Source organism: Serratia sarumanii (genome assembly GCF_029962605.1).
Classification (GTDB): domain Bacteria; phylum Pseudomonadota; class Gammaproteobacteria; order Enterobacterales; family Enterobacteriaceae; genus Serratia; species Serratia sarumanii.
Map to the genome: position 1 here is coordinate 4,452,006 of NZ_CP124750.1, position 13,375 is coordinate 4,465,380.

A 13,375-nucleotide genomic window follows, 5' to 3' on the forward strand; every position below is an offset into this window, starting at 1 on the left:
AATGAGTATGTCGAACATTGAGTTGCAACCGGGCTTCGATTTTCAGCAGGCCGGCAAAGAAGTGCTTCAGATAGAGCGTGAAGGGCTGGCTCAGCTCGACAGCTACATCAACGCAGACTTCACCCGCGCCTGCGAAACGATCGCCGCCTGCGGCGGCAAAGTGGTGGTGATGGGCATGGGCAAATCCGGCCATATCGGCTGCAAGATCGCCGCGACCTTCGCCAGCACCGGCACCCCCTCATTCTTCGTTCACCCGGCGGAGGCCAGCCATGGCGATTTGGGCATGGTCACCCCACAGGACATCGTGCTCGCCATCTCCAACTCCGGCGAGTCCAGCGAGATCCTGGCGCTGATCCCGGTATTGAAACGCCAGCAGATCACCCTCATCTGTATGACCAACAATCCGGAAAGCTCGATGGGCAAGGCGGCGGATATCCACCTGTGCATCAAGGTGCCGCAGGAAGCCTGCCCGCTGGGGCTGGCGCCGACCACCAGCACCACCGCCACGCTGGTGATGGGCGATGCGCTGGCCGTCGCGCTGCTGAAAGCGCGCGGTTTCACGCAGGAAGATTTCGCGCTGTCGCATCCGGGCGGCGCACTCGGCCGCAAACTGCTGCTGCGGGTTAGCGATATCATGCACAGCGGCGACGAAATGCCCCACGTCAGCGCCGACGCCTCGTTGCGCGACGCGCTGCTGGAAATTACCCGCAAAAATCTGGGCCTGACGGTTGTCTGCGACGATTTGATGAAAATCGCCGGCATCTTCACCGACGGCGACCTGCGCCGGGTATTCGACATGGGCATCAACCTGCACGAGGCGAAGATCGCCGATGTCATGACGCCGGGCGGCGTACGGGTGCGCCCCAACATCCTGGCGGTCGATGCATTGAACCTGATGCAACAACGCCACATCACCGCGCTGCTGGTTGCCGATGGCGACCAGTTGCTGGGTGTGGTACATATGCATGACATGCTGCGCGCCGGCGTCGTTTAATTAAGGAATAGAACGGAATGGGTATGGTAGAAACCTGCTACGGGCCGGTAGAACAAGAGGTTATGGCGCGTGCCGGGAACATCCGCCTGTTGATTTGCGACGTTGACGGCGTGCTGTCGGACGGCCTGATCTTCATGGGCAACAACGGTGAAGAATTGAAAGCGTTCAACGTGCGCGACGGCTACGGCATCCGCTGCTTGAAAACCTCGGACATCGAGGTGGCGATCATCACCGGTCGCTCCGCCAAGCTGCTGGAAGACCGCGCGCAGACGCTCGGTATCACCCATCTGTATCAGGGGCAATCCGATAAGCTTTTGGCCTTCCGCGAACTGTTGGATAAACTGTCGTTAACGGCGGATCAGGTCGCCTATATCGGCGATGACCTGATCGACTGGCCGGTAATGGCGCAGGTCGGCCTGGCGGTCGCGGTGGCGGACGCCCACCCGCTGCTGACGCCGCGCGCCCACTACGTCACCCGCATTGCCGGCGGCCGCGGCGCGGTGCGCGAACTGTGCGACATCATTCTTTTGGCTCAAAATAAGCTGGAGGACGCCAAAGGGCTGTCGATATGAGTAAAACCAAACTGTGGATCACCATCCTGTTGACGGTGATCGTTCTGGCGCTGATCGGCTGGAACATGACGGATTTTAGCGACGACACGGCCCCTGGCCCGGTCAACGATAAGGATCCGACCTACCAGAGCCAGCACACGGTCACCGTGGTGTACAACCCGGCCGGCAAGCTGAATTACAAACTGGTGGCGGAAGACGCGAAGTATTACACCGCCGGCGAGCTGAGCTGGTTCACCCAGCCGGTGATGACGCTGTTCGATGAGAATGCGGTGGCCACCTGGTCAGTTCGCGCCGATCGCGCCAAACTGACTAAAGACCGGATGCTGTATCTGTATGGTCACGTCGAGGTAAACAGCCTGACCACCACCTCGCAGCTGGAAAAAATTAAGACGGACAACGCTCAGGTAAACCTGGTCACCCAGGACGTCACCTCCGATGACGAAGTCACGATTTACGGGACCAATTTTACCTCTAACGGCATGAAAATGCGTGGGAACCTGCGGACCAAAACCGCTGAGCTGATTGATAAGGTTAAGACCAACTATGAAATTCAGAACCAAAAACCAACTCCGTAACCTGTTGCTCGGCAGCTTAGTTTTGGCCGCCAGCGCCCCCGCTCTGGCGCTGAAATCCGACTCCAGCCAGCCGGTCAGCATCGACTCGCTCAAGCAGTCGTTGGACATGCAGAGCAACGTCAGCACCTTCACCGACAACGTGGTGATCAAGCAAGGCACCATCGATATTCGCGCCGACAAGGTGGTGGTCACCCGCCCGGGCGGAGATCAGAATAAGACCTATATTGAAGCGTTCGGCAACCCGGTAACCTTCTACCAGATGCAGGACAGCGGCAAGCCGGTCAAAGGCCACGCGCAGAAAGTGCGTTACGACGTGGCGACCCAGCTGGTGACCCTGACGGGCAACGCCTATCTGGAGCAGCTCGACAGCAACGTGAAAGGCGATCGCATCACCTATCTGGTGCAACAGCAGCAAATGCAGGCGTTTAGCGACAAAGGCAAACGCGTGACAACGGTTCTGGTACCGTCGCAGTTGCAAGACAAAAACGAGCAGAAAAAGAGTAACTAATCACTTATGGCAACACTCATCGCAGAAAACCTGGCGAAAGCCTACAAGGGCCGTAAAGTTGTCGAAGACGTCAGCCTGAAAGTGAAATCCGGCGAGATCGTCGGCCTGCTCGGGCCGAACGGCGCCGGTAAAACCACCACCTTCTACATGGTGGTCGGCATCGTGCCACGCGACGCCGGGCGCATCGTGATCGACGAAGAAGACATCAGTCTGCTGCCGCTGCACGCCCGCGCGCGCCGCGGCATCGGTTACCTGCCGCAGGAAGCCTCGATCTTCCGCCGCCTGAGCGTGTACGACAACCTGATGGCGGTGCTGGAGATTCGCCCCGACCTCACCAGCGAACAGCGCGAAGACCGCGCCAAGGAGCTGATGGAAGAGTTCCATATCTCCCATCTGCGCGACAGCCTCGGCCAGGCGCTGTCCGGCGGTGAGCGTCGCCGTGTCGAAATCGCCCGCGCGCTGGCGGCCAACCCGAAATTCATACTGCTGGACGAACCCTTCGCCGGGGTGGATCCGATCTCCGTTATCGATATCAAGAAAATCATCGAGCACCTGCGTGACAGCGGCCTGGGCGTGCTGATCACCGACCACAACGTGCGCGAGACGCTGGACGTGTGTGAACGCGCCTACATCGTCAGCCAGGGCAAACTGATTGCTCACGGCACGCCGGATGCTATTCTGGCCGACGAGCAGGTTAAACGCGTTTATCTGGGCGAAGAGTTCCGCCTCTAAGCGCCGGCGCGCCCTGCGGGGCGACACCGTTAACGGAAGTAGACAGAAAACTATGAAGCAAGGTTTGCAACTCAGGCTCAGCCAACAGCTGGCCATGACTCCTCAGCTCCAGCAGGCGATCCGCCTGCTGCAGTTGTCCACGCTTGAGCTTCAGCAAGAAATCCAGCTGGCGCTGGAGAGCAATCCGCTGCTTGAACAGACCGATCTGCACGACGAAATCGACGCCAAAGAAACCCAGGAGACCGAGGGGCTCGATACCCGCGAGGCGCTGGAACAGAAAGACATGCCGGAAGAGCTGCCGCTGGACGCCACCTGGGATGAGATCTACACCGCCGGCACGCCGTCCGGCACCGGCACCGACTACAGCGACGACGAACTGCCGGTCTATCAGGGCGAGACCACCCAAACGCTGCAGGATTACCTGATGTGGCAGGTGGATCTGACGCCGTTCTCCGATACCGACGCCGCCATCGCCACCTCCATCGTCGACGCGGTGGACGACACCGGCTATCTCACCGTGCCGCTGGAAGACATTCTGGAAAGCCTGGGCGACGAGAACGTGACCCTCGAGGAAGTCGAGGCGGTATTGAAGCGCGTGCAGCGTTTCGATCCGATCGGCGTCGCCGCGCGCGATCTGCGCGATTGCCTGCTGGTGCAGCTCTCCCAATACGCCAAAGACACCCCTTACCTGGCCGAAGCGCGGCTGATCATCAGCGACCATCTGGATCTGTTGGCCAACCACGACTTTCGCAGCCTGATGCGATCAACCCGGCTAAAAGAAGATACACTGAAAGAAGCGATGCTGCTGATTCAGTCGCTCGATCCGCGCCCGGGGCAGTCGATCAATACCGGCGAGTCGGAATACGTGATCCCGGACGTGCTGGTGCGCAAGACGCAGAACAAATGGACGGTCGAGCTCAACGGCGACAGCGTGCCGCGTTTGAAGATCAATCAGCAGTACGCCGCGCTGGGCAACAGCGCCCGCAGCGAAGCCGACGGCCAGTTTATCCGCAGCAACCTGCAGGAAGCCAAGTGGCTGATTAAAAGCCTGGAGAGCCGCAACGAGACGCTGCTGAAGGTCACCCGCTGCATCGTCAGCCAACAGCAGGCGTTCTTCGAGCAAGGCGAAGAGTTTATGAAACCCATGGTGCTGGCGGATATCGCCCAGGCCGTGGAGATGCATGAATCGACGATCTCGCGCGTCACCACGCAGAAGTTTCTGCACAGCCCACGCGGCATTTTTGAATTGAAGTATTTCTTCTCCAGCCACGTGAATACCGACAGCGGCGGCGAAGCCTCCTCGACGGCGATCCGCGCGTTGGTGAAGAAATTGATTGCGGCGGAAAACCCCGCCAAGCCACTCAGCGACAGCAAGCTGGCCACCCTGCTCGCCGATCAGGGGATCATCGTGGCGCGGCGCACCGTCGCCAAGTACCGAGAGTCTTTGTCCATCCCGCCGTCGAACCAGCGTAAACAGTTGGTTTGACCTCTATTGAGAAGGAAGACACTATGCAGCTCAACATTACCGGACACCACATCGAAATCACCGATCCGTTGCGCGAGTTCGTGAACAACAAGTTCGCCAAACTCGAACAGTATTTTGATCGCATTAATCAGGTGTATGTTGTATTAAGTGTGGAAAAAGTGCAGCAAATTGCGGAAGCAACGGTGCACGTGAATGGAGGCGAGTTGCACGCCACCTCGGAAGACGAGAATATGTATGCCGCAATTGATACGCTGATCGACAAATTGGCACGTCAATTGAACAAACATAAAGACAAATTGAAGCAACACTGACACCCTAACCCACTCCATGAGGCGGCATCCGTCGCCGCCTCGCCCTTCGGCGCGTGACCCGCATGGGTGACGCGCCGAACGGTAATCAGGGTTAAAACCGACGAAAAACCGCCTTGCCGGGTGCGCCCGGCGGCGCGGTTTTAAGTGAAGATGAGATGAACAACGAATATATGCAATTAAGCTCGGTGTTAAACATCGAGTGCACCAAAAGCTCGGTACACTGCACCAGCAAGAAGCGGGCTTTGGAAATTATCAGCGAACTGGCCGCCAAACAGCTCAATCTACCTTCGCAGGTGGTGTTTGACGCGGTTCTCACCCGGGAGCGCATGGGCAGCACCGGTATCGGCAACGGTATCGCCATTCCCCACGGCAAACTGGAAGAGGACACACTGCGGGCCGTTGGCGTGTTTATCCGTCTCGACCAACCCATCGCTTTCGACGCTATCGACAACCAGCCGGTCGACCTGCTGTTCGCGCTGCTGGTGCCTGCCGATCAGTGCAAAACCCATTTGCATACCCTGTCGCTGGTCGCCAAACGCCTGGCCGACAAAACCGTATGCCGCCGCCTGCGCGCCGCGCAAAGCGACGAAGAACTTTACCAAATCATCACCGAGTGATGCCCGGCCGGCGTGACTTCCAGCCCGGATAACGTTACTGTTTCACGATGATGGATCCGGCCTCGGCCGGAATAACAAAGTTTCCACCGGTGGCGATGAACGCCGCCGCGATGCCAGGGGAGTTGCCACATGGTGCTGATGATTGTCAGCGGCCGTTCCGGTTCCGGAAAATCCGTCGCCTTGCGGGCGCTGGAAGACATGGGTTTTTACTGCGTTGACAACCTGCCGGTGGTGCTGCTGCCGCAGCTCGCCAATACGCTGGCGGAACGCAATATCTCCGCGGCGGTCAGCATCGACGTGCGCAACATGCCGGAATCGCCGGAAGTGTTCGAATACGCGATGACTCAGCTGCCGGACAGCTTCTCGCCGCAGCTGCTGTTCCTCGACGCCGATCGCAACACGCTGATCCGCCGTTACAGCGACACCCGCCGCCTGCACCCGCTCTCCAGCAAAAACCTGTCGCTGGAAAGCGCCATCGACGAAGAGAGCGATCTGCTCGAACCGCTGCGCTCGCGGGCTGACCTGATTATCGATACCTCGGAAATGTCGGTGCACGAGCTGGCCGAAATGCTGCGCACCCGCCTGCTGGGCAAGCGTGAGCGCGAGCTGACCATGGTGTTCGAATCCTTCGGCTTCAAGCACGGCATCCCGATCGACGCCGACTACGTGTTCGACGTGCGCTTCCTGCCGAACCCGCACTGGGATCCGAAGCTGCGGCCGATGACCGGTCTGGATAAGCCGGTCGCGTCGTTCCTCGATCGCCATACCGAAGTGCACAACTTCATCTACCAGACCCGCAGCTACCTGGAGCAATGGCTGCCGATGCTGGAAACCAACAACCGCAGCTACCTGACGGTCGCCATCGGCTGTACCGGCGGCAAGCACCGCTCGGTGTACGTGGCGGAACAGCTGGCCGATTACTTCCGCTCGCGCGGCAAGAACGTGCAGTCGCGCCACCGCACGCTGGAAAAGCGCAAACAATGACGGTCAAACAGACGGTTGAAATCAAAAACAAGCTGGGCATGCACGCGCGCCCGGCGATGAAACTGTTCGAGCTGGTACAAAGCTTCGACGCCGAAGTGATGCTGCGCAACGAAAGCGGCACCGAAGCCGAGGCCAGCAGCGTCATCGCGCTGCTGATGCTGGACTCCGCCCAGGGCCGGCATATCGAAGTCGAAGCGACCGGCCCCGACGAAGTCAACGCACTGGAGGCGGTCGTCGAGCTGTTCAACTCCGGGTTTGATGAAGATTAGCCGCTGAGCCCAATCCCCCATATCCTCTCCCACTCAGCTCCGGCTCAAGCAGTCCAGCGCCACCGCTTTAAAGCTGTCGAAGCTGTCGCTGCTCAGCAGGAGGCTCATTGAGCGTTCACGCACGAAGGTGACGAACAGCTCGTAGATCGCCATCGCCTCTTCATAGTCGCTCTTGCTGATCGCCAGCAGGAAAATCACGTGCGCGACCTCGCCTTCTCCCCAGGCGACGCCCTGCGGCGCCAGCAGCGTCACCACCACGGTCTTTTTGGCCAGCAGCCCCAGCGAGTGCGGCAGCGCGATGCCCTCGCCCAGCAAGGTGGAGACGATCGCCTCGCGTTCGACCACCGACGGATAAAAGTCCGCGCCGACGTACCCTTCCCGCTCCAGCTGGCCGCACACCCGGCTGAACAGTTCCGCCTGCGTCAGCGGCTCGTTGAGCACCATGAAATGCTCGGCGTCGAAAAACTTCTCCAGCATGTACGGTCGGGTGCGATCCACCAGCACCAGCTTGCCCAGCTGCTCCAGCTGGTAATCGGTTGGGAACGGCGACATCACCACCACCGGCTTGTTCTTTTCGCCGATGCGGGCGGTGGAAATCACGAAGTCTTCGTCGATATGCGCAAGCATCTCGTAATCGCGCAGCGAGACGATGCGCGTCATCACCAACTGCGGATACTTACGCGCAATCTGCGCCTGGATCATGCGCACCGTCGAGTTGCCGGTATCGCACACCAGCATCACCTGCGGGTGGCGTTCATAACCGATGTTGTAATGCCGCTCCAGCCCCACGCCGATGTGCAGCACCAGGTAGCCTATCTCATTCTCGCTCAGGGTATAGGGGGTGTATTTGCCCCAGCTGGAGACCGCCGCCAGCGTCACGTCGTAAGCCATCGGATAGTGCTGCTTGATGTTGGCCAACAGCGGATTGGGGATATTGATCTGGTATTTCACCCGCGTAATCATGGTCTTGATATGGGTGAGCAGATCGGCCCGCAGCTGCTCGTCGCCCTGCAGGTTGTAGTTATAGTGTGCGTTGATGTAGGACAGGATGTAGTCCACCAGCGCTTCTTCATCGTCGGCGTTGATCTCGGTCGGCTGCACGTCCTGCACGCGCCGCGCGGCGATATTGACCCGCAGATAGGCCTCTTCGGCCATCGAGATCTCTTTGCCGGAGGCCGAACGCAGTTCCGCCGCCAGGCGGGTCGATACCTGGCGCACCGCGTCGTCGCCGTCTTCCACCTCGAAGTCCGGCAGCGGATAGCCGTCGTTGATGCGCCGCAGCGCCACCGCGCAGTAGAAGATCAGGTACTGCTCGCCCTCGTCGGTCAGGCGAATGGCGTATTGCGACAGCAGCGGGTGCAGCAATCCGGCGAACGCCGCTACCTGCGGCTGCAGCAGGATCTCGTTGTTGAGCAGCGGGTTCTCGGCGTCGGCCAGCTGCAGTTGGAACAGCAGATCGGTCAGGCAGGCGCGGATCGCCATCTCCGTGCCGAACAGCTTCATGCCGTAACGCGGCTTGGTTTCAATCGTCAATTGATAGTGCGCCAGACGCTCTCTCACCTCAGCCATGTCGTTTTGCAACGTACCGCGGCTGACGAACCACTCGTCGGCCAGATCTTCCAGTTTAAGGGAGAAGGCTGAGGTCAAAAAACGCACCAGCAGATAATGCACACGCTCCTGCGCGCTGCGCGGGGTGGCATGCTTGCGGCGCTCCTGATGCTGCAGGGCGCTGAACAGCGCGGCGTTATCGACCTGCAGGCGATAGCCGGCCCCGCGGTTATGCACGAAACGCGCGCCGTATTTGTCCAGAATCTCGTTCAGCGCGGTGATGTCCGCCCGCACCGTGCGGGTGGACACGGCGAAACGCTTCGCCAGCTCATCCTGCGGCAAAGTCTCGGTTTGCAAAGCATCGAACAAGTAAGCCAAACGCGGGTAAGGAAATCGCACCATTCTGTGTCCGTCAATCAGGCGACCCGCCCGGCGAACCGGGCGGGCCACGGGTTACTTCGGCGGCGGCAGAAACGCCATTTGCGAGGGGCTGCCGATCGGCAGATAGCCGCCCACAACGCTGAGTTTGCCGTCCGTCGGGTTTACGCTGAAGCGGGTGATGTTATCGCTGCGCTGGTTCAACGCATACAGATAGCGGCCATCCGGGCTCAGCGCCAGCGAACGCGGGTAATCGCCGCGCGTCCAGGTTTCCGCCACCGGTTTCAACTCACCGCCGGCGCCCACGCTGAACTGGGCAATGCTGTTATGCAGCCGGTTGGCGACGTATAGCGTGTCGCCGTTCTTGCTGAGCGCCAGCCCCGAAGCGAAGCTGGTGCCCTGATAGTCGGCGGGCAGCGCGGAAACCGCATGCAGTTGTTTCAGAGTACCTTTTTGGCGATCAAAACGGTAGCTGGTCAACGTCGAGGCCTCTTCGTTCACCAGCAGCACGGTTTCTCCGTCCGGATGGAACACAAAGTGACGTGGACCCGCGCCGGCGGAAGAGGCGGCGATCCACGGTGGATCGTTCGGCGTCAGCCGGCCGCTCGTGGCGTCAAAGCGCCATTGGTAGATGCGATCCAACCCCAGATCGGTGGAGAACACGAACTTGCCGCTCGGATCGCTGGCGATCATATGGGCATGCGGGCCGTTGTGATCGCTGATGGCGAAGCTGCCGTTCACCGCCGCCGCCGGTTTGGCCGCGCCCGCCGGGCCCTGCTGTTGCTGCACCGAGCTGGCGGCGCCCAGGCTGCCGTCCGCTTCGATCGGGAAAGCCGCCACGCTGCCGCTGACGTAGTTGGCCACCAGCAGATGGCGCCCGTCCGGTGTCGATGAGAGATACACCGGCCCCGCTCCCTGCGAATCCACCTGGTTGAGCTGCGTCAGGCCGCCGTCGGCCGGATTGACCCGGTAAGCGGTGATGCCGCCGTGCTTGCCGCCGTTGAAATCGGCCACTTCGCTGGCGACATACAGCGTCTTGCCATCAGCGCCCAGCGTCAGCTGCGCCGGATTCGGCACTTTGCTGACCAGCGTAACCTGGCTCAGCGCGCCGCTGACCGGATCGACCTGCACCCGGTAAACGCCTTCGCCGTTGGGATTGTAGGTGCCGATATAGGCGAAATGAGATGACGTGGAATTCATTGCATCCTCAGCATGCAGCGCCGGGCCGGTCACGGCCAGCAGCGCCAGGAACAACGCGGTGCGTCGGGTTGGAGCCTGCCAGTTTCGCATAGTTATCCTCAGACCTGAGTATAGGTAACGGCGCGGCATGCCGCGCCAGGGGAAAGCCTTCGCCTCCCAGCCTTTACCTCATCCCATTGCGCGTTCAGCCCACCAGCTTTTTGGTCATCGCCAGCAGAGTTTTCACGTCCTGTGGGCGCGTATCGCCGCTGGCGGCGTCGATGATCGAACTGTAGATATGCGGGATCACGCGTTTCACGCCGGCCGCCAGCGCGATCTCGACGATCGGCTCGTAGTTCTCCAGATCGATGCCGCCGGTCGGCTCCAGCATAAAGTCATGCTCGGCGCAGGCCTTGGCTACGTACTGATATTCGTCCTTGCACTTCAGGCCGCCCATCGGGAAATACTTGATGGAGCTGCCGCCCATGTCTTTCAGCAGGGCGATGGCGGTTTCCACCGGCACGATGCCGTCCGGCGCCGCGGCGCTCAATGGGCCGGTAGAGATCTTCACCCAGCCAACGCGGCCGGTTGGCGACACCAGGCCGTTGACCACGCTGTCGTTCTGGCCCAGCAGCGCGCGGCTGGCGCCAACGCCGGTAAACACCTGGTTGACGTGCTGCGGCTGCACCTGCTGAGCGATCAGGCTGACCATCGCCGACTGCTTCGGATCGCCGGCGCCCAGGCCGACCGAGAGCGCGTTTTCGATCAGGCGCGCATAGCGCAGCATGTCGGTCACCGCGCTGTCGACGTCCGGGTAGTTCTTGGAGAGCACGCCCACCAGCACATGGCCTTCCGCCGCGGCGTAGATGTCCTGCGCATTGGCTTTGGAGCCGGCCAGCACGTTCAGGCAGACGCGGTCGCGATAGTAGTTAGGCTGCAGCTTCATGCTTGTTTCTCCGTAAACAGGTTTTTGATACAGGTAAAGACGGTCATCAGCTGTTGCTCATCGACGCTGCGCACGTCGACCTCAATCTTGCCCTCGTTGGCCTTGTAGCCGCGGAAGTAGATGGCGATGTCGCCGGTTTTCAGCGCCTGGACGATGTCATAGGTCGACCGCCCCAGCACCGCTTCGTCGAAGGCGATCTCGGCGCGGGCGATATCGCGGCCGGCGCTGTCCCAGACGGTTCTGGCGCTGACGCCGGTCAGGGTGTTGAGGCTGTCGAGGAACGGCGTCATCCGCGCCACCATCTGTTGCCCGGTGGTTTTCTCAAGCGTCAGATAGCTTTCGATCGCCTGCGTCAGGCCGAGGATGCCCTCTTTGCCGACCTTCATCGCCCGGCCGATGCCGCCGGACTGCAGCTTCACCCACTCGACGTACTGTTTCTTGCCGATAACCAGGCCGCTGGTCGGCCCCTCGATGGCTTTGGCGCCACTGTAGATCACCAGATCGGCTCCCATCTGGTAGTAACACATCAGATCTTCTTCCGCCGCGGCGTCGACGATCAGCGGCAGGTTATGCTTGCGCGCCACCACCGCCGCCTGTTCGACGGACAGAATGCTTTTCTGCACGCAGTGGTGCGATTTGACGTACAGGATCGCCGCCGTCTGCGGCGTGATGCAGGCTTCAATCTGCTCCGGCGAACATTCGTTGGCGTAGCCCGCTTCCACCACCTTGCCGCCGCCCAGCGCCACCATGGTGTCCACCGGCGCGCCGAAGTTGACGTTGTGGCCGCGCGGCAACACGATCTCACGCGGCACGGCGATCGGCGCCGAGTGCAGGTTCACCAGCAGATTGGCGTTATCTTTGACGATCACCGCCGCCACCGACTGGGCGATGCCCGCCGAGGCGCAGGAAACGATCACCGCGTCCTCCACGTTGAGCAGATCGGCGATGTAGGCGCCGGTCTTGTTGACCAGATCCTTGATTTCGAAATAGTGATTCAGGCCGTAGTCAACGGCGTCGATCACATCCTGGCGCGGCGTGGAAACGCCGAGAATGGTCATGCGGCCGGAGGTGTTGATCACCTGCTTCAAACCGTATTTTTCATAAATCGAAGACATGGCTTGCCTCCCCTTGTTCGGTTAATAGGATTTCCCCGGCCACCACCGCGGCCAGCGGCACCAACAGCTGTTCGCCCTCGGCGGTTTGCCCTTCGGCGTCGGCGAACACCTGCGGTTCGCGGCGCAGTTCAAACAGCGTGAAATCGGCGTCATAGCCCGGCTCCAGCCGCCCTTTGCCGCTGAGCTGCAGCGCCGACGCGGCGTTCTCCGTCACGCAGGCGATCACCTGCGGCAGCGTCAGGCCGACGCTGAAAAATTTGGACATCACCGTCGCCAGGCTGTGCACCGGCCCGTTTATGCGGTTGCGGCAGTAAATATCGGAGCTGATGGTGTGCGGCAAAATGCCCAGCTTGATCGCCTGGCGCGCCACCTCGAAGCTGAAGCTGGCGGTGCCGTGCCCCACGTCGAGCAACACGCCGCGCCGCAGCGCGCGCTGGATCGACTCGCGCAGCGTGCCCGCCGGCGTCAGAATGCGGTTCGGTTTGCCGTTGTAGCAGTGGGTGATGATGTCGCCACGGGTCAGCAGATCGGCGATCTCGTCCAGATTCGGCGGGTTGTTGCCGATATGCACCATCAGCGGCAGCTGGCGGTTTTCCCACTGGATCTCTTTGGCCAACACCAGCGGCCGGGTGCCGTTCTTGCCCACCACGCTGCTGCTCATGCGCGCCTTGATGCCGATAATGAAACCGGGATGGTTGGCGATGGCCTGGCCAGCCTCGCGCTTGTCGATGTCCGTCAACTCCGCCAGCTCGTTCTGCCGCAGCAGGCCGATGCGCGAGATGTTGAGGAAGGCGAACACGTTGGTTTTGGCGCTGCGCGTCAGCTGATAAAAGGCGTCGATATCGTCGGCGCCGGTGCTGCCGGCATCGACCACGCTGGTGACGCCGCTGGCGACGCCGACCCGATCCGGCTCGTCATGGTAAATCGGCGAGTCGGGATAGCAGTGCACGTGCGCATCGATCCAACCGGCGCTCAGGCGGCAGTTGCCCGCCAGATCCAGTTGGCGAACGGCGCTGACGTCCGCCGCCAGCCGCCCCACCGAGGCGATTTTGCCGTCTTTCACCGCCAGATCGATCAGCGTGTCGTCCGCCAGTCTGGCGCCTCTGATTACTAAGTCATACATACCGCATTGCTCCTGTTAGCCCGGGCGCCGCCGCATCG

At 60.9% G+C, this 13,375-nt stretch carries 15 protein-coding genes; 10 read left to right on the top strand and 5 right to left on the bottom strand.

What is annotated here, in order from left to right; translation table 11 throughout:
- The first annotated feature begins 7 nt into the window (after positions 1-7).
- The 10 genes from kdsD (at position 8) to npr (ending at position 7,048) form a co-directional block, all read left to right on the top strand.
- Positions 8-994, top strand: a complete 987-nt coding sequence (gene kdsD, locus SSARUM_RS21140) for an arabinose-5-phosphate isomerase KdsD (protein ID WP_033648998.1) — start codon at positions 8-10, stop codon at positions 992-994.
- A gap of 17 nt (positions 995-1,011) precedes the next feature.
- Positions 1,012-1,566, top strand: coding sequence for a 3-deoxy-manno-octulosonate-8-phosphatase KdsC (kdsC, locus tag SSARUM_RS21145; protein WP_021505108.1), 555 nt, complete (start codon positions 1,012-1,014; stop codon positions 1,564-1,566).
- Positions 1,563-2,141: an LPS export ABC transporter periplasmic protein LptC gene (gene lptC / locus SSARUM_RS21150; protein WP_033636134.1), complete on the top strand. Its 579-nt coding sequence runs from the start codon at positions 1,563-1,565 to the stop codon at positions 2,139-2,141. The genes kdsC and lptC overlap by 4 nt, the downstream gene beginning before the upstream one ends.
- A complete protein-coding gene (gene lptA / locus SSARUM_RS21155) occupies positions 2,110-2,649 on the top strand; it encodes a lipopolysaccharide ABC transporter substrate-binding protein LptA (RefSeq protein ID WP_004937045.1) in 540 nt (179 codons plus the stop codon). Before lptC ends, lptA begins: the two co-directional genes overlap by 32 nt.
- A gap of 6 nt (positions 2,650-2,655) precedes the next feature.
- Positions 2,656-3,381 carry an LPS export ABC transporter ATP-binding protein gene (gene lptB / locus SSARUM_RS21160; RefSeq protein WP_004937040.1) on the top strand — a complete coding sequence of 242 codons (726 nt, stop codon included), beginning with the start codon at positions 2,656-2,658 and terminating at the stop codon, positions 3,379-3,381.
- Between the two features lie 52 nt (positions 3,382-3,433).
- Positions 3,434-4,867: an RNA polymerase factor sigma-54 gene (rpoN, locus tag SSARUM_RS21165; protein WP_033648997.1), complete on the top strand. Its 1,434-nt coding sequence runs from the start codon at positions 3,434-3,436 to the stop codon at positions 4,865-4,867.
- 23 nt (positions 4,868-4,890) lie between these two features.
- Positions 4,891-5,178, top strand: a complete 288-nt coding sequence (hpf, locus tag SSARUM_RS21170; protein ID WP_004937038.1) for a ribosome hibernation promoting factor — start codon at positions 4,891-4,893, stop codon at positions 5,176-5,178.
- A gap of 155 nt (positions 5,179-5,333) precedes the next feature.
- Positions 5,334-5,795 (top strand): PTS IIA-like nitrogen regulatory protein PtsN, encoded by a 462-nt coding sequence (ptsN, locus tag SSARUM_RS21175; protein ID WP_016930212.1) that lies wholly within the window; start codon positions 5,334-5,336, stop codon positions 5,793-5,795.
- Between the two features lie 129 nt (positions 5,796-5,924).
- Complete coding sequence (rapZ, locus tag SSARUM_RS21180) at positions 5,925-6,779, top strand: RNase adapter RapZ (RefSeq protein WP_015379177.1); 855 nt, start codon at positions 5,925-5,927, stop codon at positions 6,777-6,779.
- Positions 6,776-7,048 (top strand): PTS phosphocarrier protein NPr, encoded by a 273-nt coding sequence (gene npr, locus SSARUM_RS21185; protein ID WP_033648996.1) that lies wholly within the window; start codon positions 6,776-6,778, stop codon positions 7,046-7,048. Before rapZ ends, npr begins: the two co-directional genes overlap by 4 nt.
- 33 nt (positions 7,049-7,081) lie before the next feature.
- Here npr and SSARUM_RS21190 read toward each other — a convergent pair whose 3' ends face one another.
- The 5 genes from SSARUM_RS21190 to SSARUM_RS21210 form a co-directional block, all read right to left on the bottom strand.
- Entirely contained in the window at positions 7,082-8,998 is a 1,917-nt protein-coding gene (locus SSARUM_RS21190) for a BglG family transcription antiterminator (RefSeq protein ID WP_060426828.1), read from the bottom strand.
- Positions 8,999-9,049: 51 nt separating this feature from the next.
- Positions 9,050-10,264, bottom strand: coding sequence for a lactonase family protein (locus SSARUM_RS21195; RefSeq protein ID WP_060430946.1), 1,215 nt, complete (start codon positions 10,262-10,264; stop codon positions 9,050-9,052).
- A 94-nt stretch (positions 10,265-10,358) separates the two neighbouring features.
- Entirely contained in the window at positions 10,359-11,099 is a 741-nt protein-coding gene (dagF, locus tag SSARUM_RS21200) for a 2-dehydro-3-deoxy-phosphogluconate aldolase (RefSeq protein ID WP_033648993.1), read from the bottom strand.
- Positions 11,096-12,214, bottom strand: coding sequence for a DgaE family pyridoxal phosphate-dependent ammonia lyase (locus tag SSARUM_RS21205; protein WP_033636145.1), 1,119 nt, complete (start codon positions 12,212-12,214; stop codon positions 11,096-11,098). Before SSARUM_RS21205 ends, dagF begins: the two co-directional genes overlap by 4 nt.
- Positions 12,198-13,337, bottom strand: a complete 1,140-nt coding sequence (locus tag SSARUM_RS21210; RefSeq protein WP_060430944.1) for an amidohydrolase/deacetylase family metallohydrolase — start codon at positions 13,335-13,337, stop codon at positions 12,198-12,200. Before SSARUM_RS21210 ends, SSARUM_RS21205 begins: the two co-directional genes overlap by 17 nt.
- Positions 13,338-13,375: the final 38 nt, after the last annotated feature.